General features: G+C 64.6%; 23 protein-coding genes. 10 read left to right on the top strand and 13 right to left on the bottom strand.

All coding sequences use genetic code 11. The features are described from left to right. Positions 1 to 780 precede the first annotated feature (780 nt). Complete coding sequence (gene ppk2, locus CH294_RS14490) at positions 781 to 1,725, bottom strand: polyphosphate kinase 2 (protein ID WP_170944722.1); 945 nt, start codon at positions 1,723 to 1,725, stop codon at positions 781 to 783. A 277-nt stretch (positions 1,726 to 2,002) separates the two neighbouring features. Here ppk2 and CH294_RS14485 point away from each other — a divergent pair, with 277 nt between their 5' ends. Continuing rightward, positions 2,003 to 2,209, top strand: a complete 207-nt coding sequence (locus CH294_RS14485; protein ID WP_032380296.1) for a PspC domain-containing protein — start codon at positions 2,003 to 2,005, stop codon at positions 2,207 to 2,209. A 60-nt stretch (positions 2,210 to 2,269) separates the two neighbouring features. Here CH294_RS14485 and CH294_RS27490 read toward each other — a convergent pair whose 3' ends face one another. Together CH294_RS27490 and CH294_RS14480 are read right to left on the bottom strand one after the other, a co-directional pair. After that, positions 2,270 to 2,422 (bottom strand): hypothetical protein, encoded by a 153-nt coding sequence (locus tag CH294_RS27490; protein ID WP_155290872.1) that lies wholly within the window; start codon positions 2,420 to 2,422, stop codon positions 2,270 to 2,272. A gap of 173 nt (positions 2,423 to 2,595) precedes the next feature. After that, positions 2,596 to 3,999: a glucose-6-phosphate dehydrogenase (NADP(+)) gene (locus CH294_RS14480; protein ID WP_094738421.1), complete on the bottom strand. Its 1,404-nt coding sequence runs from the start codon at positions 3,997 to 3,999 to the stop codon at positions 2,596 to 2,598. A gap of 61 nt (positions 4,000 to 4,060) precedes the next feature. On the opposite strand from CH294_RS14480, the gene CH294_RS14475 reads away from it, so the two are divergent. Next, positions 4,061 to 4,663, top strand: a complete 603-nt coding sequence (locus CH294_RS14475; protein ID WP_094738314.1) for a hypothetical protein — start codon at positions 4,061 to 4,063, stop codon at positions 4,661 to 4,663. Here CH294_RS14475 and CH294_RS14470 read toward each other — a convergent pair. Then, complete coding sequence (locus CH294_RS14470) at positions 4,660 to 5,232, bottom strand: isochorismatase family protein (RefSeq protein ID WP_094738313.1); 573 nt, start codon at positions 5,230 to 5,232, stop codon at positions 4,660 to 4,662. The two genes, CH294_RS14475 and CH294_RS14470, sit on opposite strands and share 4 nt — an antisense overlap. Before the next feature lie 21 nt (positions 5,233 to 5,253). Between CH294_RS14470 and CH294_RS14465 the strand changes: the two genes are divergently transcribed. Further along, on the top strand, positions 5,254 to 6,060 hold the full coding sequence (locus CH294_RS14465) for an MOSC N-terminal beta barrel domain-containing protein (RefSeq protein WP_094738312.1): 807 nt from the start codon (positions 5,254 to 5,256) through the stop codon (positions 6,058 to 6,060). Here the strand turns inward: CH294_RS14465 and CH294_RS14460 are convergent. The 4 genes from CH294_RS14460 to aspA all read right to left on the bottom strand — a co-directional run bounded on the left by CH294_RS14460 (position 6,025) and on the right by aspA (position 10,180). Beyond that, entirely contained in the window at positions 6,025 to 6,348 is a 324-nt protein-coding gene (locus CH294_RS14460; protein WP_094738311.1) for a hypothetical protein, read from the bottom strand. The genes CH294_RS14465 and CH294_RS14460 overlap by 36 nt on opposite strands. A 77-nt stretch (positions 6,349 to 6,425) precedes the next feature. Continuing rightward, positions 6,426 to 7,310 (bottom strand): asparaginase, encoded by an 885-nt coding sequence (locus CH294_RS14455; protein ID WP_094738310.1) that lies wholly within the window; start codon positions 7,308 to 7,310, stop codon positions 6,426 to 6,428. Continuing rightward, positions 7,303 to 8,736: an amino acid permease gene (locus CH294_RS14450; protein ID WP_032401791.1), complete on the bottom strand. Its 1,434-nt coding sequence runs from the start codon at positions 8,734 to 8,736 to the stop codon at positions 7,303 to 7,305. Before CH294_RS14450 ends, CH294_RS14455 begins: the two co-directional genes overlap by 8 nt. A gap of 4 nt (positions 8,737 to 8,740) precedes the next feature. Next, positions 8,741 to 10,180, bottom strand: coding sequence for an aspartate ammonia-lyase (aspA, locus tag CH294_RS14445; protein WP_032380289.1), 1,440 nt, complete (start codon positions 10,178 to 10,180; stop codon positions 8,741 to 8,743). Between the two features lie 99 nt (positions 10,181 to 10,279). On the opposite strand from aspA, the gene CH294_RS14440 reads away from it, so the two are divergent. Next, on the top strand, positions 10,280 to 10,981 hold the full coding sequence (locus CH294_RS14440) for a FadR/GntR family transcriptional regulator (protein ID WP_032401790.1): 702 nt from the start codon (positions 10,280 to 10,282) through the stop codon (positions 10,979 to 10,981). A 35-nt stretch (positions 10,982 to 11,016) separates the two neighbouring features. After that, positions 11,017 to 12,432: an argininosuccinate synthase gene (argG, locus tag CH294_RS14435; RefSeq protein WP_094738309.1), complete on the top strand. Its 1,416-nt coding sequence runs from the start codon at positions 11,017 to 11,019 to the stop codon at positions 12,430 to 12,432. Between the two features lie 67 nt (positions 12,433 to 12,499). On the opposite strand, the gene ligD is transcribed toward argG, so the two are convergent. Together ligD and CH294_RS14425 are read right to left on the bottom strand one after the other, a co-directional pair. Next, on the bottom strand, positions 12,500 to 13,453 hold the full coding sequence (gene ligD / locus CH294_RS14430) for a non-homologous end-joining DNA ligase (RefSeq protein WP_094738308.1): 954 nt from the start codon (positions 13,451 to 13,453) through the stop codon (positions 12,500 to 12,502). A gap of 18 nt (positions 13,454 to 13,471) precedes the next feature. After that, positions 13,472 to 14,932, bottom strand: a complete 1,461-nt coding sequence (locus CH294_RS14425) for a helix-turn-helix domain-containing protein (RefSeq protein WP_032402072.1) — start codon at positions 14,930 to 14,932, stop codon at positions 13,472 to 13,474. A 152-nt stretch (positions 14,933 to 15,084) separates the two neighbouring features. Here CH294_RS14425 and CH294_RS14420 point away from each other — a divergent pair, with 152 nt between their 5' ends. From CH294_RS14420 to CH294_RS14405, 4 genes are all read left to right on the top strand, one after another. Further along, positions 15,085 to 16,128, top strand: coding sequence for an amidohydrolase family protein (locus tag CH294_RS14420; RefSeq protein WP_032401787.1), 1,044 nt, complete (start codon positions 15,085 to 15,087; stop codon positions 16,126 to 16,128). Position 16,129: 1 nt separating this feature from the next. Next, positions 16,130 to 16,909: an iron-sulfur cluster assembly protein gene (locus CH294_RS14415; RefSeq protein ID WP_094738307.1), complete on the top strand. Its 780-nt coding sequence runs from the start codon at positions 16,130 to 16,132 to the stop codon at positions 16,907 to 16,909. Between the two features lie 5 nt (positions 16,910 to 16,914). Then, positions 16,915 to 17,940 carry an NAD(P)-dependent alcohol dehydrogenase gene (locus tag CH294_RS14410; protein ID WP_032402071.1) on the top strand — a complete coding sequence of 342 codons (1,026 nt, stop codon included), beginning with the start codon at positions 16,915 to 16,917 and terminating at the stop codon, positions 17,938 to 17,940. Positions 17,941 to 18,001: 61 nt separating this feature from the next. After that, positions 18,002 to 18,325, top strand: a complete 324-nt coding sequence (locus tag CH294_RS14405) for a putative quinol monooxygenase (RefSeq protein ID WP_027498443.1) — start codon at positions 18,002 to 18,004, stop codon at positions 18,323 to 18,325. Here the strand turns inward: CH294_RS14405 and CH294_RS14400 are convergent. Both CH294_RS14400 and CH294_RS14395 read right to left on the bottom strand, forming a co-directional pair. Next, entirely contained in the window at positions 18,322 to 19,224 is a 903-nt protein-coding gene (locus CH294_RS14400; protein WP_094738306.1) for an alpha/beta hydrolase, read from the bottom strand. The two genes, CH294_RS14405 and CH294_RS14400, sit on opposite strands and share 4 nt — an antisense overlap. Positions 19,225 to 19,264: 40 nt before the next feature. Next, the gene (locus CH294_RS14395; RefSeq protein WP_094738305.1) at positions 19,265 to 20,047 is read right to left on the bottom strand and encodes an RsiV family protein; all 783 of its coding nucleotides are present in this window, start codon (positions 20,045 to 20,047) and stop codon (positions 19,265 to 19,267) included. Positions 20,048 to 20,168: 121 nt separating this feature from the next. On the opposite strand from CH294_RS14395, the gene CH294_RS14390 reads away from it, so the two are divergent. Next, the gene (locus CH294_RS14390) at positions 20,169 to 20,522 is read left to right on the top strand and encodes a VOC family protein (protein ID WP_094738304.1); all 354 of its coding nucleotides are present in this window, start codon (positions 20,169 to 20,171) and stop codon (positions 20,520 to 20,522) included. A gap of 66 nt (positions 20,523 to 20,588) precedes the next feature. On the opposite strand, the gene groL is transcribed toward CH294_RS14390, so the two are convergent. Beyond that, a complete protein-coding gene (gene groL, locus CH294_RS14385) occupies positions 20,589 to 22,214 on the bottom strand; it encodes a chaperonin GroEL (protein ID WP_032380280.1) in 1,626 nt (541 codons plus the stop codon). Between the last annotated feature and the right edge of the window lie 264 nt (positions 22,215 to 22,478).

The raw sequence follows: 22,478 nt of genomic DNA, 5'->3' as shown, positions 1-22,478 counted from the left end.
CAGGTGGGGAGGCCGGGGACGTCGAGGGACGAGCCGGTACCTTCCGAGCTACCGAGAGCGAGCAGCTGCAGCAGGATCGTGAGCAATTCCATGAAAACTCCTTCGAGAGAGGGGGATTCGATGCCGACACAGCATCGTGAATCGTTGCAGGTTCGTCGGACGAGAGACTGCGGTCAGCCGTTCGGGCCCTCAGGCCCGCGGCGCGGCGGTCGGTCAGTCCGAGGAGGAACTGATTCCCGAGAAGAGCTGGAGGAGGATTGTGAAGAGGTCACCGAGTTCAGCGGACATGCGACAGACTCCTTGATAGAGGGGGATGTGCAGATCGAACGTGACGGTCGTCACTCGATTACCTCTGCAAGAAGATTTCTACCCGAACAGATAACGTTCTGTATACGCATTTGGAACTAAAAGTCGAAAATCTTAGTGAGCCATCACAAAACGGTCACGGTGCCGCCGATGCCGCGGCCGCCCCCCGACGGCGACCGCGGCACGTCACGCACTGTTTAAGCGGCGCTACCCGACGTCAGCACGCCGACGATCTGGTCGACGATCGCATCGACGATGCCGTCGTAGACGCCGGTGGCAATGTCGGAAATGAACTGCGCTGCTGAACCCATGGGATCTCCTGATGCTCGTGTGTACGTACAGCCGTAGGTGATACGACCTACCTCGTTCCTACCGCACACTCACCTCCGGTGCAGTACCCGGTACCAACTCGAGACCCCGAAGAGTCGGTACCGCAACGTTTTGCCGGAAAGCGCACCGCGTTCCGGTCGAAAACTATTCGCCGATCACGTCTTTCGCGCGACCTACGAGCAATGGGTCTGTTTCCCCGACTATTTCGGGGTCCTTGTTGGCGTAGTCGAATTTGTTGAGCACAAACCGCATCGCGTTGATGCGGGCGCGCTTCTTGTCGTTGCTCTTGACGACCGTCCACGGTGCGACGTCGGTGTCGGTAGCGCGAAAGTTCTCTTCCTTCGCAGCGGTGTACGCGTCCCACTTGTCCAGCGATGCAAGGTCCATGGGCGAGAGTTTCCACTGCCGCACCGGGTCCACCTGCCGAATGGCGAAGCGGGTGCGCTGCTCGTGCTGCGACACCGAGAACCAGAACTTGGTCAAGCTGATGCCCTCGTCCACGAGCATCTGCTCGAACAGTGGAGCCTGCCGAACGAACTGAGCGTGCTGCTCGTCGGTGCAGAAACCCATGACGCGCTCCACACCTGCCCGGTTGTACCAGGACCTGTCGAACATGACGATCTCGCCTGCGGCGGGCAGATGCGCGATGTAACGCTGGAAGTACCATTCCGTCGACTCACGGGCCGACGGCTTCTCCAGGGCGACGACACTGGCACCGCGGGGATTCAGGTGCTCCATGAAACGTTTGATGGTGCCACCCTTACCGGCAGCATCACGGCCCTCGAAGATGATGACGTGACGTCGACCGGTCTCTTTGGTCCACATCTGCAGTTTGAGCAGTTCGATCTGCAGCAGGCGCTTCTCCAGGTCGTATTCCGCCCGGGTCATGCGCTCGTCGTACGGGTAGTTCTCCCGCCAGGTATCGACGACGTGCCCGTCGGGAACCGTCAGCAGGACGGGGTCGTCGTCATCGGAGTCGTCGACGGTGAAACCCGACGTATCGGCAAGATCCACAGCTTTGGTGACGTCGAGCAAGTCGCTCAGGTTGGTGCGCGAAGCCTCACCGTTGCGAAGATCGTTGGCGGTCATGTGCCGAAAGTTAGTGCTCCTCGGTGACCAATCCATGGCGATTCGGTGAACAGCCGACGCATCATCACATCGAGAGCGCTTCCGGTCCGCAAGGGGGACGGACCGGAAGCATCCGACACGTCCGACCGTAATCCTCGCCGAAGCCTCCGGTCCAGGGCTCGACCGGAAAAGTCGAGAATCTTGTTCGCGCTGCGCTTTCGGACCATCCGTTTATCGGGGTCGATATGGGTGAAACCCCCGATGTGCCGAAAGCCGTTGATGACGCAGACTTTTCATCATGACATTCGAGAGCGGTTCACCCAGAGAATTCACCCTGTCCAGTTCACAGAAGATGATCGGAGGTGTGTGCGGCGGCATCGCCGAATATTTCGGCTGGGACGTCAATGTCGTCCGACTCGCCACCGTCGCCGGAGCGGTCCTGACCGGCGGTACCGTCGTGCTGATCTACCTTGCCGCCCTGATGCTGGTGCCGCGTCGCGCATGACAGCGCAGCCCGAACACGAGGAAGCCCCGGACCCGAACGAACCGGGCCGGGGCTTCGCGGCTAGCTGGCGCTGGAGATTCCCTCGGCGCTACCGGTGAACAGACCGGTGATCGCGTCGGAGATGCCTGCGGCGATGCCGTCGGTGATGATTCCGCCGAGGCCGCCGCCGTCGGTGCCGCCGCCGAGCAGACCGGTGATGAGATCGAGAAGCATGAGAATGGTTACCTTTCGGAGGCAGGACTGAGGCCCGGTCCGGACGTGTGACCAGGCGGGGTGAAACATAACGTTCCGCACACAACCTGGTCCACGGTTTCGGACAAAAAGGACCTACGGACTGTTTGACGACACGAAACCTACTCGTCGGAGCCGAATCTCATCGGCCGCCGTCACTTTCCTGTGATCAACCACCCGCACGGTGCCGCGAGTTCGTCGGCCGCGGCAGGACCCATCGAACCGGGTGCGTAACTCTGCACTGCGGGCGGGTCGTTCAGCAACGGCGCAGCCACGTCCCATACGTGCGCCAAACCGTCGGGCCGAGTGAACAGCGATCGGTCGCCGGCCAGCACGTCGAGAATCAGGCGCGCGTACGGGCTGAGCGGCTCGGCATCGGGCACCGACTCGAGCGGCAGCGCAAGGTGTCCGACGGACAGGTCGAAATCCGGACCCGGCTCCTTGACCGTCATGGCGATGTCGATGCTGCCGTCGCCGGAGAGGTCGAACGAGAGCACCGCGCCGTCCTCCGGCAGCTCACCCAGCGGACTGTCGGCCGGCTTGCGGAACACCAACGAGACGCGCTGTTCGCTGGCACCCAACATCTTTCCGGTGCGGAGCAGAAACGGAACCCCACGCCAGCGGTCGGTGTCGACCCACAACTTGGCTGCGACGAACGTGTCGACTTTCGAGTCCTCGTCGACGCCCTCGACGTCGCGGTAACCGTCGTATTGACCGAGGACCACTTCGGCTGTGTCCAGCGGCCGGAACTGGCCGATCACCGTCTCGCGAGCCGATTGCAGATCATCGGCCTTCAGCGATGCCGGCGGTTCCATCGCCACCTCGGCCGCGACCTGGAACAGGTGCGTGACGAGCATGTCCAGCACGGCACCGGTGGCGTCGTAGAACTCGGCACGGTCGTCGATGTCGAGCGTCTCGGGGACGTCGATCTGTACCTGCGCCACGTGCTCGGCGTTCCAGATGCCACTGATCATTCCGTTGGCGAACCGTGCCACGTGCAGGTTCTGTGTCGCTTCCTTACCGAGGAAGTGGTCGATTCGATAGACCTGCTTTTCGTCGACCACCTCGTGGACGGCCTTGTCGAGTTCCTCGAAGTTGCTCTGCGACGTGCCGAAGGGCTTTTCGTAGACCACCCGGGCACCGTCGGCGAGATCGTGTGCACCGAGGGCCTTCGTGTAATCGACGAAGGTGCTCGGCGGCAACGCGATGTAGTGCACCAACTGGGCGTCGTCGCCGATGTCCTTCTTCACCTCGGCCACGACCTCGGGCAGCTTGCCGGGATCGTCGACGGTGAAGCCGTTGCCCGCGAAGCGGATTCGCTCGGAGAATGCCGACCAATCGTCCTCGGCCACGTTCTCGACGAACTCGTCGAGAACGCTGCGGACATGATCGCGGAACTCGTCGTCGGACGAGTCCTTACGCCCGTTGCCGATCAGGACCCACTTCTCGGGCAGCAGGCCTTCGATGTGAAGTTGGTAGAACGACGGCAGGACCATTCGCTTCGCGAGGTCTCCGGTTGCGCCGAACAGGACGAATACAGTGGGTTGAGAGGACGCCATGACCTCCACTATGCACCGCACAGTTCGGGAGCGCACAGTGCTGACGAGGGAAGGGTGCACGATGACAAGATCACGGTTTCACGGTGAGATCTACGGGGTAGGCACAGCGTCGGGTGTGCGAATCGTAGTCGGGCATTGGACTCGATCGCCACTCGGCGAGTTCACCGACGTCATGATCCAATTCGCCGACGGTAGACGCCTGCTCGTCGCGCCCAACGAGGACGTTCGGGAGTTCGTCACCGCCACATACACCTTCGACGCCACCGAGATCGTGCCGGTGACATTCGCCGCTCAGCCCGACAACTGGCGGTCGGTGACAGCGGGTGATCTGTCCGTGAGAATCCGCGTTGCCGGCCCCACCCTGCTCGGGCGCGCGCTGAGCCTCGTTCCCGACGCGATGTCCACGGCGCCGTGGTTCTGCGCGATCAGCGACCCCATCGCCCGAGTGATACTGCGGGGAGTACGCACCCGCGGCAGCGCCGGAGGCGGCCGACGCGAGTACTACGGTGCGCGAGGGCAACACCGCGTCACCGACGTCTCGGCATCGTGGCAGGGCGAGGACCTCGGGACACTCACCCCGGTCACTCCCCCGGTGACCTTCGGCTTCGGCAGCACGCCCGCCGCACCGTCGGTCACCTTCATCACCACGACGATCGACGGTTAGACCACCGCCGCGCCGGACGCCCGCAGATCGTCGAGGGCCGCGGCCGAGGTCTCGGGCGCAACGCCCGCAACGAGGTCGGTGAGAACGCGGACGTCGAGCTTCTCGGTCACAGCGTCTTTCGCCGACGCCAGCACGCAGTAGTCGGTCGCAAGTCCGACGACGTCGATGGCCGTGACCTCGTTGGCGGCGAGTACCTCGGCCAGAGGTGTCCCGTCCTCGGTGACGCCCTCGAACGCGGAGTACGACGGCTTCCCCTGCCCCTTGTAGACGTGCACGTCGACCGAACCGGTTGCGTAGTCCGGGTGGTACTCGGCTCCGACCGTGCCCGCCACACAGTGCACCGGCCAGGTGGTGACGAAATCCGGGGCGGCATCGGTAGCGAAGTGTCCGCCGTTGTCGCCCTCCGCATCGTGCCAATCGCGCGAGGACACCACGAGCTCGTACTCGTCGCCGTGACGCGCCAGGTACGCGCTGACCTTGCGAGCGACCTCCGCGCCGCCGGTCACCGCGAGCGCGCCGCCCTCGGTGAAATCGTTCTGCACATCCACTACCAACAGAGCACGTGTCATGGAGCCCAGTATCCTCGACGCGTGCGCATTTCGTCTCTGGTCACCTACCCCGTCAAGGGATGCGCAGGTGTCGCACTGAATTCGGCCTCGGTGAGTGCCACCGGGCTCGAACACGATCGAGCGTTCATGATCGTCGACGACGACGGCGCTTTTCGCAGTCAGCGCAGCGATCCCGTTCTCGCGGTCGTTCGGTGCTCGATGACGGACGGGGCATTGACTCTCGAACACGCATCGGCAGGTTCGATGACCGTGTCTGTCGATCGGGACTCCGCGCCTCGCGACATCACGATGTTCCGCGCACCCATGCGAGGAATCGATCAGGGCGACGAGGTCGCCGCCTGGCTCACCGAGGTGATCGGAGAACCGTCGAGGCTGGTCGCCGCCCCACGCGGCCACGGCCGAGTCACCGATGGAATCTCGCCCGGGTCAGCACAATTCGCCGACAGCGCCGCCGTGCACATCCTCTCGACCGCCACGCTGGCCGGTCTCGACTCCCGACTCGACGTCGCACTGCCGATGGATCGATTTCGCCCGAACATCGTCGTCGACGGCTGGGAAGAACCTCATCGGGAAGACGAGATTCGCGAGGTCGGGATCGGGTCCGCTCGCCTCGCGTACACCAAACTGGCCATCCGGTGTGCGGTGACGACGGTCGAGCAGACCACCGGTGAGCGGGGCGGCCCCGAACCCCTGCGCACCCTGGCCACCTATCGCCGCGCGCGGCAGAAGGGCGTGGCCTTCGGAGCGAAGTTCTCGGTGCTGCAGAACGGCACCGTGTCGATCGGTGACGAACTACTCGTCGAGACCTGGGGCGCGTCGGAGCTCTAGCTCGAACGGCATGTGATTCGCCCAGCCGTTGCGCGCGCGCAGCGAAACCTGTTGCCCTGCTTGCACACTCACCGATCGACGGCCGGTTCCCAGCGCAGCGTTCGTGCCGCGGTACCGAATGAAGGCGGCGAGCTCATGACTGCCCGGCTCCAGCGCATACGTCGACGGATCGGTCCACGACTGCCGATGCTCGACGCCGTCGATCGTGACGAACGGCCGTGCCAGCGTGCGCACCAGCGCCGCGTTCACCCAATGCGGAGCGAATTCGATCTCGATCAGGGCGACCATAGTTACCTAGAGTAACGGTATGGCACAGGTGTGGTGCGCTGAGTGTCCACTATTCGGTTTCGCAGGCGGGTTTCCGCTTACGCGAAGGAATTGTGGACAATCACGTCACTTGCTCCGGTGGCAATCAGCGCCGCCAACTGAATACGTGCCTGCCCCGCGCGCAGTTCCCGCGAGAACACTGCACCTGCATCGAGCAGATCGTGTCCACCTCCGCCGCCGCCGTACGTCGGTGAGGTCTCACCGAACGGCACCCGCGTCGTGACGACCACGTGCACCCCGGCCGCCACCGCCTCCTTCACTGCGTGCACGACGCCGGCATTGGTGTTGCCCGAGCCCAGCGCCTCGAGCACGATCCCCGACGCCCCGGCTTCACGGGCGGCGTCGATCTGCATACCGTCGGCACCGGGGTACAGGGCGACGATGTCGACCCGAATCCCGGCAACGGGCTTCCACTGCAGGGGTTTCGGCCGAGGAAGCGCCGCAGACCGAAACGCATCGAGCTCGGTGGTGTGCGTCTTGATGGCACCGCGGGCAGGCAGCACCCGTCCGCCGAAGGCGATCAGGACACCCTGCTCGGACTGCGCTGCCGCCACCGCTGCAGCGATATTGTTCGGACCGTCCGGATCGGGATGATCCGAGGTGCGCTGCGCACCGGTGAACACCACCGGACGCTCGTCGTCGTGGAACAGATCGACGTACAACGCCGACTCCTCCATCGTGTCGGTGCCGTGCAGCACCACCACTCCGACGCAGCCGTCCTCGGCCAGAGCGTCGGCCGTTGCCGTGCGAATGGTGTCGAGATCCGTGAAGTCCAGGGCGGAGCTGTCCTTCGACATCACCTCGCGCACCCGCACACCGTCGAGTTCGATCCCCGCGCCGGCAACCGGACGAGAGACCCCGTGCTCGTCTCGACTGCTGGCAATCGTCCCGCCGGTGGTCAACAAGGCGACATGCTCACTCACTGCGCGCCGCCACCTCTCGAATTCTGTTGCGGCACAGATACCAACCGCCGATCAGCATCGGCGCGATGAGCAGGATCGACGCCACCGTCCAGGTTCCCACCGGTTTGTCGAAGGCCATCAGCACGAGTACACACGCCAGAAAGCCTAGCGTTGCGTATCCGGTGTACGGAGCACCGAACAGCCGGAATGCAGGTCGGGTGACCGCGCCGGTCTTGGACAGCGACCAGAACTTCAGCTGACACGCCACGATGACGGCCCAGGCGCTGATGATGCCGAGTGCAGCGAGGTTGAGCACGATCTCGAATGCCTGCGCCGGCACAACGGCGTTGAGGACGACGCCGAGCAATGTCACCACCGACGTCAGCGCGATGCCGCCGTACGGTACACCCGACTTGTTCATCCGTGCAGCGAATTTGGGCGCCGAGCCGGCGACGGCCATCGAATGCAGGATACGCCCGGTGGAGTACAGCCCGGCGTTGAGTGAGGACAGCGCCGCAGTGAGGACCACCAGATTCATGATCGCGTCGGCACCGTCGACGTCGATGGCTCCGAAGAACGTCACGAACGGACTCTCACCGGCCTGATAGGCGGTGTACGGCAACAGCAGTGACAGCAGCAGAACCGAGCCGACGTAGAACACGACGATGCGAACGATGACCGTGTTGATGGCCTTGGGGATGACCTTCTCCGGGTTCTGCGTCTCCCCGGCGGCGGTGCCGACCAGCTCGATCGAGGCGTAGGCGAACACGACGCCCTGGATCACGACGATCGCCGGCAGCAGTCCGTTGGGGATGAGACCGCCGTTGTCGGTGAGGACGCTCAGACCCGGTTCCTGCCCGTCGATGGGCGTGCCGAAGATGACGTAGTAGGTACCGATCGCCAAGAAGGTCACCAGCGCAACGACTTTGATGAGCGCGAACCAGAACTCCAGCTCGCCGAACACCTTGACCGACACCAGGTTCAAGCCGAGCACGAGCACCAAGCCTGCGAGCGCGAACACCCACTGGTCGACGTTGCCCAGTGGGGCCCAGTACTTCTTGAAGAAGTTCATGTACAGCGCGACGGCCGTGACGTCCACGACGGCCGTCATCGCCCAGTTCATCCAGTAGAGCCAGCCGGCGGCGAACGCGACCTTCTCCCCGAAGAACTCGCGGGAGTACGAGACGAACGATCCCGACGACGGCCGGTGCATCACCAGCTCGCCCAGTGCGCGCAGGATCAAGAACGCGAAGAAGCCGCACAGCGCGTACACGAGCACCAGGGCCGGCCCAGCGTCGTGCAGTCTGCCGCCGGCACCCATGAAGAGGCCCGTGCCGATCGCGCCACCGATGGCGATCATCTGAATCTGGCGCGGGGCCAACTCTTTTCGATACCCCAGGTCCTCTTCGCTGAAGGCCTGCTTCTGTGTCGGGTTCTCGGTGCTCATCGTGTCACCTCGTCGACGTCTCGGGAGCAACGGCATGCTCGGTGGGAGCCACCCGCAGGTTCGCGAGATGCTCGGGGCTCAGCAGTCGATCCAGCTCCTCGCGCGCCAGCAGGCCCTTTTCGAGTACGAGATCCACGACATTGCGGCCACTGACCAGTGCTTCCTGCGCAATGGCAGTCGATTCCACGTATCCGAGGTAGGGGCTGAGCGCGGTGACCAGACCGATGGAGTTCTCCACGCGCTCACGCAGCAGGTCGACGTTGGCGGTGATGCCGTCGACACATCGATGCGCGACGGTGCGGCACGCGGCACTCAGATGCGCCATTCCGTCGGACAGGGATTTGACGATGATCGGCTCGAATGCGTTGAGCTGCAGCTGTCCTGCCTCGGCGGCCATCGTGATGGTGACGTCGTGGCCGATCACCTCGTAGGCAACCTGATTGAGTACCTCGGGGATGACGGGGTTCACCTTGCCGGGCATGATCGACGAACCCGCCTGCATCGGAGGCAGATTGATCTCGTTGAAGCCGGCGCGCGGTCCGGAGGACAGCAGCCGCAGATCGTTGCAGATCTTCGACAGCTTCACTGCGACTCGCTTGAGCACACCGGACAGGTGCACGAACTGCCCGACGTCCTGGGTGGCCTCGATGAGGTCCGTCGCGGTGACGAGCGGCAGGCCGGTAATGGTGCGCAGATGCGCTACGGCCGATTCGGTGTAGCCGGCGGGTGCATTGAGGCCGGTCCCGATTGCGGTCGCCCCGAGGTTGATCTCGTGGACCAGCAGTGCGGCTTCTTCCAGCCGTGAGCAGTCCTCGTCGATCATGATCGCGTAGGTGCCGAACTCCTGGCCGAGGGTCATCGGCACCGCATCCTGCAGCTGGGTGCGGCCCATCTTGACAACGGTGGCGAACTCGCTTGCTTTGCGGGAGAACGAGTCTCGCAACACCTTCATCGAGGCGATGAGCTCGTGCACGGCGAAAATGGTCGCGATGTTGACCGACGTCGGGTAGACGTCGTTGGTGGACTGCGAGGCGTTCACGTGCTCGTTGGGGTGCAGCATGCTGTAATCGCCGTGCGGATGCCCGAGGATCTCCAGGGCGCGATTGGCGATGACCTCGTTGGCGTTCATGTTGGTCGAGGTGCCCGCGCCGCCCTGAATGACGTCGACGACGAACTCCTCGTGCCACTGACCGTCGAGGATCTCCTGGCACGCCGTGCGGATCGCTTCCCCGCGGGTGGCGTCGAGAATTCCGAGATCTTGATTGGCCGAGGCGGCCGCCCACTTCACCGCCGCGAGTCCGCGAACGAGGTGCGCGTTGGTGGAGATCGGGCGCCCGGTGATGGGGAAGTTCTCCAGGGCTCGCAGAGTGTGGATTCCCCAATACACGCTCGTCGGGATGTCACGTTCCCCGAGAAGATCCTTCTCGATACGGGTATCGGCCACAGTGCGCTCCTAGGTGGGGGTGTCCAGCTGTCCGGCTGTCTGACAGGTATAGTGTGGCGCAGAACACCTCATCGGTCAACCCCACGCTAGGATCACGTTATGAACCTGTCGGACAGCTGGGCGGTCAGGCAGCCCACCACTGCGCGCATGAGCGCAGCCGAGGCGGTGTTCGCAGATCTACGCGCAGCTATCTCGTCGGGAGATCTCCCCGTCGGCCAGAAGTTGCCGTCCGAGGCGGCCCTTGCCGCCAGGCACAGCGTCAGCCGTTCCGTCATCCGCGAGGCTCTGCGCTCGTGCCATGCCCTCGGTCTGACCGAAACCAAGACGGGCCTCGGCACTTTTGTCGTCCGGGATCGGGTCGGCAGCGACCTCGACATAGGCAACTACGCGGCCCGTGAATTGATGGAGGCCCGCCCGCACGTCGAGATTCCCGCCGCCGGCTGGGCCGCGGAGCGTCGCACCGAGGAGGAGCTGACGGTGCTCGCCGGCCTGGCCGACGAGATGCGCTCCGAGGACGACCACGAGGCCTGGGTGCTGCTGGACGCGCAGTTCCATACCGCGATCGCGCGGGCGAGCAAGAACCGAGTGTTCGAGGCGATCATCGTCGACATCCGGGATGCGTTGACGCGGCAATCGGAGACGCTCAATCTCGTCGCCCACCGCCAGCAGCAGTCCAATGTGGAGCACGATGCGATCGTCGACGGCATCCGATCAGGCGAGTACGACGCGGCAGCACGCGCCATGACCGCGCATCTCGATGCGGTCCGGGGTGCAGTGGAGTCGCTCGCCGATCACCCATAACAGCCCGAGTAGCCCGTCCGACTAGGCTGCTTGCCGTGACGAAGGTATTGAACTCCCTCCCGGTCGGCCAACGAATCGGCATTGCATTCTCCGGCGGTCTCGACACCTCGGTGGCCGTGGCATGGATGCGCGAGCACGGCGCGATTCCGTACGCCTACACCGCAGACATCGGCCAGTACGACGAGCCGGATCTGTCCGATGTGCCCGAGCGCGGCCTGGCCTACGGGGCCGAGCAGGCGCGGCTCATCGACTGCCGTGAGCCGCTCGTCGAGGAGGGCCTGGCTGCGCTGACCTGCGGCGCATTCCACATTCGCTCGTCGCTGCAGACGTACTTCAACACCACCCCGCTCGGCCGTGCGGTGACCGGCACGATGCTGGTTCGCGCGATGGCCGAAGACGGCGTCTCGATCTGGGGCGACGGTTCGACGTACAAGGGCAACGACATCGAGCGGTTCTACCGCTACGGTCTGCTCGCCAATCCGCAGCTGCGCATCTACAAGCCCTGGCTCGACGAGGCGTTCGTCGCCGAGCTCGGCGGCCGCCACGAGATGTCGCAGTGGCTCACCCAGCGCACCCTCCCCTACCGAGATTCCGCCGAGAAGGCGTACTCCACCGACGCCAACATCTGGGGTGCCACCCACGAAGCGAAGAAGCTCGAGTACCTCGACACGTCCCTCGAGATCGTCAGCCCCATCATGGGCGTCAGGTTCTGGGACCCCGAGGTGGAGATCGCTCCCGAAGAGGTCACCGTCGAGTTCGAGCGCGGCCGCCCGGTGCGGATCAACGGCAAGAGCTTCGACAGCCCCGTCGACCTCGTCATGGAAGCCAACGCCATCGGCGGACGCCACGGCCTCGGCATGAGCGACCAGATCGAGAACCGCATCATCGAAGCCAAGAGCCGCGGCATCTACGAGGCCCCCGGAATGGCGTTGCTGCACATCACCTACGAGCGCCTCGTCAACGCCATCCACAACGAGGACACCGTCGCCTCGTACCACAACGAGGGCCGTCGACTCGGGCGCTTGCTGTACGAGGGACGCTGGTTCGACCCGCAGGCGCTGATGCTGCGCGAGGGTCTGCAGCGCTGGGTCGGCAACGTCGTCAGCGGCAGTGTGACGGTGCGTCTGCGCCGCGGCCAGGACTTCACGATCGTCGACACCCAGGGCACCAACTTCAGCTACCACCCCGAGAAGCTGTCGATGGAACGCAGTCAGGGCCAGGCGTTCTTCCCCGGCGACCGCATCGGCCAGCTGACGATGCGCAACCTCGACATCGCCGATTCCCGCAGCAAACTCGAGCAGTACGCCGCGCAGAATCAGCTCACGGCCTGGGGCGACCTGATCGGCGAACTGCCTGCCGGCGGAGCCGACGCCATCGCCGCGAGCAGCCCCGGGAGCTCCGTGGACTCCTCTGCACTCGACCACGCCGCCATCGAGTCCGGCACCGACTGATTTGTGCCGCCGAACTCGAAGTTATGGACGGATTTCCGCTGATTTCCGTCCATAACTTCGAGTTCGGCTACTCCTCGGGCTCCGTCAAACCCTGATGCTCGTCGCGCTCAGCCCACTCGACTAGCTCGTCGATGGCGAACACCGCATCGTCGATGCCCGCGTGCAGGTCACCCAGATCGGCGAATCGGGCAGGCACTGTGTGGATCGTGAATTCGCGGGGATCCACGCTCGCTACTTCGTCCCACAAGATCGGCGTCGACACCGTCGCCTGCTGATTTCCGCGAACCGAATACGCGCTGGCGATGGTGTGATCACGGGCATTCTGGTTGTAGTCCACGAACAGTTTCGACGGATCGCGGTCCTTGCGCCACCACGTGGTGGTCACGTCCTCCGGTGCGCGACGCTCCACCTCACGCGCGAAAGCCAGTGCAGCCCTTCGCAAGTCCTTGAATCCGTAGGCCGGGTCGATCCGAACGTAGATGTGCAGGCCATGACCTCCCGAGGTCTTGGGCCAGCCGACGGCCCCGAGATCTCCCAGAACTTCCTGCACCACTCCGGCCACGCGTCGGACTCGGTCGAAGGAGCAATCGGGCATCGGGTCGAGGTCGATGCGCCACTCGTCGGGCATCTCGACGTCGGCGCGGCGGCTGTTCCACGGATGGAATTCGACGGTCGACATCTGCACCGCCCAGGCCACGTGCGCCAGTTCCGTCACACACAGCTCGTCCGCGGTGCGGTTGTAGCGGGGAAACGTCACCTGCACCGTCTCGAGCCACGGCGGCGCGCCGTTGGGCACGCGCTTCTGGTGCACTTTGTCGCCGGCCAGGCCCTTGGGAAAGCGGTGCATCATGCACGGGCGTTCCCGTAGCGCGCGCACGATGCCGTCGCCGACGCTCAGGTAGTAGTTCACCAGATCCAGCTTCGTGGCACCGCTCTCGGGGAAATACACCCGATCGGGATTGGAGATGCGAACGATGCGGTCACCGACCGGTAACTCGATCGACGGAGAGCTACTGGCCATGAGGTCGAGGGTAAGCGATCAAGAACGCAGCGTGATGCCGTAACGGTCTCTTTTGCGGTAGATGGTCGCGCGGCTCATGCCCAGCTCCTCCGCCGCCTCGCTCATCGTGATGCCGGGGCGCGTGAGCACGCGGATCATCTCGTCGCGCTCGAACGTCTCGATGCGAGTGAGTCGATGGGTGGTGTGTGAGAGCACCTCCGGCGGAAGGTGTTCGACGCCGATGACATCGGCTCGAATCGCGGCGTGGTGCATCACCGTCGCCACTTCCGCCACGTTGCCCGGCCAGGCATATTCACGTAATGCCCGCTGGGCCGCGCCGGTCAGCGTGACTGCCCGGCCGCGCACCCGGCCCGCCAGGTGCAGTGCGAGCGGCGCGATATCGTCGGGCCGATGCCGAAGTGCAGGCAATTCGACGACCGTGCGCAGCAATCCGGCCAGTGCATGCGGCACGTCGTCGTAGTTCGATGCCGTCACGGTCACCGGTACGCCTGCTCCCGCGCGGCGCAGTAGCTCGGCCAACGTATCCGCCGCGCGGGCGGGCAGCCTGTCGACGTCACGGATGACCACGGCAGTATCGGGTTTCGGCAATTCGGGAGTCCACAGGTCGAGCCAAGCTTCGGCGTCACGGGCAGCGGGTGCACCGGCACTGAGGATCCGGCCACGGGGCCGCGATGCCCGTAGCGCTCGGGCCAGGACGGTGGCTCGACCCGATCCTGCCTCGCCGACCATCAATACCGAACCATGATCGGCCAGAGCTGATCTCGCGGCGCCGAACGCGCTGCGCCACGCCGGCGAGAGGTCGTCGACGATGCCGGATCCCGCTCCGCTGTGCGCGGTCTCGACCCGGAACACCTCACCGCGCGGAGCCGGCCGAGGCTGCTGGCCCTGCGACCGTGCGAGCATCATGGCCGAGGTGTTCCCGGCCGCCGATTGAGCAAGGGCCAGAAGCAGATCCGACGACGACTGCGACCACGTCGTGAGGTTGACGCACCCCTCGACCCGGCCGGTCAGTGGATCGAGCACCGGAGCGGCCGCACACGTGTACCCGGCCAGCGACAGTGAATAGTGTTCGTCGGCTCTGACCACCGCGGGCACCCGATCCGCGAGCGCCAGCGCGAGTCCGTTGGTCCCCGTCTGATCCTCGGCATACGAGAACCCGGGTGCCAGATGGACGCGATCGAGGGCGGCGAGCAATTCACGGTCGGCGCTGACGCGATCCAGTACGAGGCCGTCGGCGTCGGTCAGCATCATCGATACCGGCTCGTTCGCCAACGTGTCACGCAGGCCGTCGAGCACTTCCCTGCCGCACCGGTAGAACAGGGATTCACCGTCGTAGGTTCCCGAGAAGACGGGAGCAACCTCGTCCAGCGAGACGCCGTACCGCTGACTGCGGTGCCAGGATGCGAGAAGACGGTGTGAGACGGCAGCGAGGGGCTCCGAGTGGAGTCGGGCTCGCGCGAGGCCCTCCGATTCAGCCATGTGACCCACGTTACATTCGCAGGTCGCAATACCGATCTGTCGACCGTCTCGAATTGAGACAACGAGAGGCCCTCGAGGCGGCCACACCGCCTTACCGTCGTGCACAGACAAACGTGACCCACGTCACGAACCGCACCTCGGGAGGCTCACGCATGTACACGAAAAACGGCGAAAACTTCTTCATCGTCGACGCCCACATCGCCCTGTGGGACGCGCGGCAGGAGAACCAACGCAACATCCATGGCAAGCAGTTCATCGACTGTTTCTACGACTATCACCGCAACCTCTCGCCCGAGAGCGAGCTGTGGACGTACGACGAGTACCTCTACCAGGGTGGCGAGCGGCTGATGCACGACTTGTTCGACATCGGATACGTCGACCACGCGATCTTCCAGCCGGCGCACCTCGGGGAGTTCTACAAGACCGGGTTCGGGCAGACGGAGGAAGCGTCGGCACTTGCCGCCGCACACCCGGACAAACTGACCTACAACCATCACTTCGACCCCCGCAACGGTGAGCGTGGCCTCGACCAACTGCGTGCCGACGCGGAACGCTTCGGACTGAAGGGCGTCAAGCTCTACACCGCCGAGTGGCACGGCGACTCCCGCGGCTACAAGCTCGACGACGACTGGACGCGTCGCTACCTCGAAGTGTGCCGAGAGGTCGGCATCAAGAACATCCACGTGCACAAGGGGCCGACCATCCGCCCGCTCGATCGCGATGCATTCGACGTCGCCGATGTCGATCACGTGGCCACCGACTTCACCGATCTGAACTTCGTCGTCGAACACTGCGGACTGCCCCGGCTCGAGGATTTCTGCTGGATCGCCACCCAGGAGCCCAACGTGTACGCCGGCCTCGCCGTGGCCATTCCGTTCATGCACACGCGCCCGAAGTACTTCGGTCAGATCATGGGTGAACTGCTGTACTGGCTCGGCGAGGACCGCATCTTCTTCTCTTCCGACTACGCGCTATGGACACCCAAGTGGCTGGTCGAAGGATTCGTCGACTTCCAGATCCACGAGTCCCTCGACGAATACGCACCCATCACGCTCGAGCAGAAGAAGAAGGTGCTCGGACTCAACGCCGCCAAGCTCTACGACATCCCGGTACCCGCCGAGCTGCAGCTGCCCGACGCCGACGAGACCGAGACCGGTCCTCGTCAGCCCGAACGCGCCGACCTCGCGGCGGTGTGACATGACGACCGCTACGACTACCAGGAAGGACGAGGCCTACGCCGCCCTCGGTGTCGTCCTGGATCCTGAATTGGACGAGCCCATCACCGATCTCGGCTTCGTTCGATCCCTCGAGGTCGACGACGGCACGGTGCACGTTCATCTTCGACTGCCGACGTCGTTCTGCTCGCCGAACTTCGCGTATCTGATGGCGGGAGACTCCAAGGACGTGCTGACGGCGTTGCCGTGGACCGAGCGCGTTCTCGTCGAACTGGACGATCACCACGACTCGGACAAGATCAACGCCGGCCTCGCCGCCGACGCAGGTTACCGAGGCACGTTCGGACACGAGGCCGAGGAGGATCTCGAGGAATTACGAGCGACGTTCCGACGCAAGGCCTATGTGGCGGCCATGGAACGCTCGCTCATGGCATGGTTGCGCGCCAATCCCGACTCGACCGAAAATGACTTGGCCGCAGTGGTTCTCGGAGATCTAGCGGACGATCGCACCTCGACCGCGCTGCTTCGCCGACGCGAGGCACTCGGCCTCAGGGTCGATCCGGCCGCACCGGCGCTGGTCGATCACACCGGTCGTCCACACACCGGAGATCTGACGATGGTGATGCGGCGCGCCCGCGCCACCCGCGTCTCGATCGACGGCAACGCGCACTTCTGTCGCGGACTGCTGCAGACCCGCTACCCGGGGTCGGAAGAGCAGCAAGTACCTCGCATGGAAGGCGCGTTCATCCCCCTCACCACCCTCACCGTCCAGCACAGCACTACACAGGAGCAGTCACGATGAGCACGATGCGCGCAGTCCAGGTGGTCGGGTACCACAGGAATCTGGAGATGACCGAGGTTCCGATTCCGGAAGTACAGGGCCCACTCGACGTCATCGTCAAGATCGGCGGGGCCGGCGTGTGCCGCACCGATCTGCACATCCTCGAAGGCCAATGGGCCGAGAAGTCCGGCGTCACACTGCCGTACACGATCGGGCACGAGAACGCCGGGTGGGTCCATGCCGTCGGCTCGGCGGTCACCAACGTGCGCGAGGGCGACAAGGTGATCCTGCATCCGCTGGTGACGTGCGGGTTGTGCCGCGCCTGCCGATCCGGAGACGACGTCCATTGCGAGACGAGTGATTTCCCCGGCATCGACACCAACGGCGGGTACGCGGATTATCTGCGGACCAACGCCAGGACAGTCGTGAAGATCGACGATTCACTCGAACCGTCTGCCGTCGCCGCGCTGGCCGATGCCGGTCTGACGGCGTACCACGCGGCGGCGAAGGCGGCCAGGCGTCTGACACCGAGAGACAAGTGCGTCGTCATCGGAGCAGGCGGTTTGGGCCACATCGGTATTCAGGTACTCGAGGCGCTGTCCCCGGCCGAGTTGATCGTCATCGACCGCAATGCCGATGCCGTGAAGCTGGCGCTCACCCTGGGCGCAGATCACGCGGTGGTCGCCGACGGTACCCAGGTCGATCAGGTCATGGAACTCACCCGCGGCTTCGGGGCCGAGGTGGTACTCGACTTCGTCGGCGAGAACGGCTCCACCGCAGAAGGATTGGCGATGACCAGGCGGGCCGGTGACTATCACGTCATCGGGTACGGCGAGAACGTCGACGTGCCGACCATCGACCTGGTCTCGGCGGAGAAGAACATCGTCGGCAATCTCGTCGGGTCCTACAACGACCTGTGCGATCTGATGTCCCTCGCCGCACGCGGCGCGGTGAATCTGCACACGCAGACCTACTCGTTGGACGACTTCCAGAGCGCCATCGACGACCTCGACAACGGACGGGTTCGCGGCCGCGCGATTCTCGTACCGTGAAACCGGGTAGTACCAAAAGCCGTCACCACAACTACCGTCACATCGAACACAGGGAGCAACGTTGATCTTCATCACCGCCAAGTTCAAGGTCAAGCCCGAGCACGCCGACAACTGGCCCGAGATCTCACGCGATTTCACCGAAGCGTGCCAAGCCGAAGAAGGATGCCTCTGGTACTTCTGGTCGCGCACCCTCGACGACCCCACCGAGTACGTCCTGGTGGAGGCCTTCAAGGATCCCGATGCCGGTGCGACGCACGTGAACTCGGATCACTTCAAGCAGGCGCAGAAGGACCTCCCGCCGTACCTGCAGGAGACGCCGAAGATCATCAGCCAAGAGGTGGACGGCACCGACTGGAACGAACTGGGCGAGCTCGCGGTCGACTAGTCCCTTTCGCGATCCCGGACCACCTGGCCCAGCGTCACGATGGCGTCGGCGAACTGCCCGGGCAACTCCTGAGGCGGGTTGTGGCCGCAATCGACCTGACGAACATCGATCAGATCGGTGAAGTGCGCCGCGTGGTCCGGGCTGCCGTACAGCGAGGCAACGGTGTCCTCGGTCGGATCGATCACGACCGTGGGCACCGTGATCCTCGGTTGCCGCGTCAGCAACTCCTGCGTTTCTGCATAGGCCGCATCCCCGGCCTCGATGCCGTATCGGTGACGGTAGGAATGCACGGACACGTCCACGAAGTCGGGGTTGTCGAACGAGGGTGCGGTGGCGGCGAATTCGGAGTCACCGAACCTCCAGGTAGGCGACCAATCCGTCCACAGTGTCTGGGCGATCTCTGCGCGGTAGGCCGCGAGCCCGGCCCGGCCTCGCTCGGAGTGCAGGTAGTACTGATACCAGTACCGCTTCTCGAGGTGCGGCGGCACCGGCGTGGACACAGCGGCAGCGATGTCCTGGACCAGATATCCGGAGACACTCACCAGGCCCGACACCAGCTCCGGCCACAGCGCGGCGACGACGCAGGCGGCTCGCCCACCCCAGTCGTAGCCCGCGACGATGGGCTTGTCGAGTTCCAGCGCGATGATCAGCTCGCGGAGGTCGTGGCCGATCGCGGCCTGTTCACCGGAGCGCATCGTGTCGGCGTCGACGAACCGGGTAGGTCCGAAGCCGCGTAAGTACGGCACCACCACGTCGTAGCCGGCCTCGGCGAGCAGCCTGGCGACGTCGTCGTAGGACCTGGTGTCGTAAGGAAACCCGTGCAGCAGCACCACTGCGCGGCCGGACGGATCACCGAAGCGGTCGAAGGCGATGTCCAGCACCCCTGCGCGAATCATCATGGGTCCATGCTCGCATTGCGGTGGCGGTCGGTGCCGACAGTCAACTGCTCAGCACGTCCTGCATGCCGGGAGCGAGGACATCGGACAGGTCGGTCCATGGCACGGTGATGGTGATGAGGCCGATGCCATAGGCCCCCACCTGGTAGTCACCGAAGTGAATGTTCATCCCTTCCGGTGATGCCGTCCAGTTCCCGAAGTTGGCCACCGTCGGCTCGATGCCCGAGCGCTCGAAACTCTCGCCCGCGCGGGTGGTCGGCAAGATCTTCGCTGCTCGGTCCGACAGCCGTGCCAGGCCTGTGTCGAGGTCGGTGAAGGCATCGCCGAGGGAGATCGGCTGTGCGGTGTCGGCGTCGATCGTCACGGTCGAGATCAGCGAGTCACCATGGGCACCGGGCGGCACGGCGATCCAATCGGTGATCTGCTCGGCACTGATCACGCGTCGACCGACGTAGGTAGCACCCGTCGAGTAGCCGTCGCTGAGGGCGAAGTCCTGTCCGTTGTGGCCGTCGATCAAGTCCTGCAACGCCGCCCGCATCGACTCGTTGAATTCCGCCGTCACGGCGGGATTCCCACCACTGAGCTGCGGAATGGCGACGTCGTACGTGGCATGCTCCGTCGATCCGGTGATCCGAGTGCTGCCGACGACGTACGGCTCGGCGGCATTCGAGGTCGTGGGCGGCGCTGTACTCGACGGCTCGGCTCGCTCGGTCGTGACCATGACATCAGTGGTCGTCGGTGCCGGCGTGGCGGTTCCCGAGGTGGAGCAGCCCGCCACGGCCGCGGTCACAGCCAATGCGGCGACCATCGAGCGAATACGAGTCATGACCGACCCTAACCACTGCGCGGTGTCGCACTCAATGGGAAACAACTGCGGAGCACCGACTCCGCAGCTAGCGTCGAACCGTCCGGTTCGTGTCGACCGGCCACGTTTCGGAGGGAGTTCGATGAGAACGACGAGCATCATCACCAATCTGCGGGTTCCGAACGTCGACGCGGCAAAATCGTTCTACGCCGAGTTCCTCGGTCTGGCGTCCGAGGAGTTCGACATTGGGTGGGTCGCGCGGCTGACGTCGCCCGATCGTCCGGTCAGCGTTCAGCTGGTCACCCGTGACGAACGCGCACCGGAGGATTCGGTGATGTCGGTGCACACCGACGATGTCGACGGCGCGTACGCCGAAGCGCAGAAGCTCGGCTACGAGATCGTGCATCCACTGACAACCGAGCCGTGGGGTGTGCGCCGCTTCTTCGTGCGCGCTCCCGACGGCAACGTCATCAATATCGCGTATCACCGGGACTGACGAGTACGCACGAAAAAGCCCGACCCCCTCGAAAGGGAGTCGGGCTTCTTCAGCGAGGGGCTGGACTCAGAAGTCCATGCCGCCCATGCCACCGGTCGGATCGCCGGCGGGCGCTCCGGCCTTTTCGGGCTTGTCGGCGACGACGGCCTCGGTGGTGAGGAACAGAGCCGCGATGGACGCTGCGTTCTGCAGTGCCGAGCGGGTGACCTTGACCGGGTCGTTGATGCCTGCAGCGAGCAGGTCCTCGTACTCGTTGGTCGCGGCGTTGAGGCCGTGACCGGCGGGCAGGTTGGCAACCTTGTCCGCAACGACGCCGGGCTCGAGGCCTGCGTTGAATGCGATCTGCTTGAGCGGAGCGGACAGCGCGACGCGAACGATGTTCACGCCGGTTGCCTCGTCACCGTCGAGCTTGAGGTTGTCGAGTGCGGGCGCTGCCTGGAGCAGTGCCACGCCGCCACCGGCGACGATGCCTTCTTCGACGGCTGCCTTGGCGTTACGCACTGCATCTTCGATGCGGTGCTTGCGCTCCTTGAGCTCGACCTCGGTTGCGGCTCCGGCCTTGATGACTGCAACGCCGCCGGCCAGCTTGGCCAGGCGCTCCTGCAGCTTCTCGCGGTCGTAGTCGGAATCGGAGTTCTCGATCTCGGCGCGGATCTGGTTGACGCGACCGGCGATGGCGTCGGAATCTCCCGAGCCCTCGACGATGGTGGTCTCGTCCTTGGTGATGACGACCTTGCGTGCCTGACCGAGCAGCTCGAGTCCGGCGGTCTCCAGGGAGAGGCCGACCTCTTCGCTGATGACCTCGCCACCGGTGAGGATGGCGATGTCGGCGAGCTGCGCCTTGCGACGGTCACCGAATCCGGGAGCCTTGACGGCGACGGACTTGAAGGTGCCACGGATCTTGTTCACCACGAGGGTGGAGAGAGCTTCGCCCTCGACGTCCTCGGCGATGATGACGAGCGGCTTGCCGGACTGGATGACCTTCTCCAGCAGGGGCAGCAGGTCCTTGACGGTGCTGATCTTGGAGCTGACGAGCAGGATGTACGCGTCTTCGAGGACGGCTTCCTGACGCTCTGCATCGGTGGCGAAGTACGCCGAGATGTAGCCCTTGTCGAAGCGCATGCCCTCGGTGAGCTCGAGCTGCAGGCCGAAGGTGTTGGACTCCTCGACCGTGATGACGCCTTCCTTGCCGACCTTGTCCATTGCCTCGGCGATGAGCTCGCCGATGGACGGGTCGCCTGCGGAGATGCCAGCGGTAGCAGCGATCTGCTCCTTGGTGTCGATCTCTTTGGCGGACGCGAGCAGAGCCTCGGTGACGGCTGCAACAGCCTTCTCGATGCCGCGCTTGAGGCCGAGCGGGTTCGCGCCGGCTGCGACGTTGCGCAGGCCTTCACGGACGAGTGCCTGGGCGAGAACGGTAGCGGTGGTGGTGCCGTCGCCTGCGACGTCGTCGGTCTTCTTGGCGACCTCCTTGACGAGCTCGGCACCGATCTTCTCGTAGGGATCTTCGAGCTCGATCTCCTTGGCGATGGAAACACCATCGTTGGTGATCGTGGGAGCTCCCCACTTCTTCTCGAGTACGACGTTGCGACCCTTGGGGCCCAACGTCACCTTTACTGCGTCGGCGAGGGCATTGAGGCCTCGCTCGAGGCCACGGCGTGCCTCTTCGTCGAACGCGATGATCTTGGCCATTGCGAAGTGATCCTCCGGATTGGGGGTGACACATTGCTGGCCGAGCTCGGTGCCCGCGACGGACGACCAGGGGTGTCGTTGATTCCCCGGCCTCACCGTGTCCCGACCTGGCACTCACGTGTCGAGAGTGCCAACTGCATTTCTAGCACTCGACCATGGCGAGTGCAAGGTCGTCCGCCTCGAGCGAACCGCCACCGCCCCTGCGCCCGACGCCACCGCGCGACGCAGGTCTCGAGCAGATGCTCAGCCGAGCTGCCATTCGTC

The organism is Rhodococcus sp. 14-2483-1-1 (assembly GCF_002259335.1).
Taxonomy (GTDB): domain Bacteria; phylum Actinomycetota; class Actinomycetes; order Mycobacteriales; family Mycobacteriaceae; genus Rhodococcoides.
This window is presented reverse-complemented; position numbering and strand designations above follow the sequence as displayed.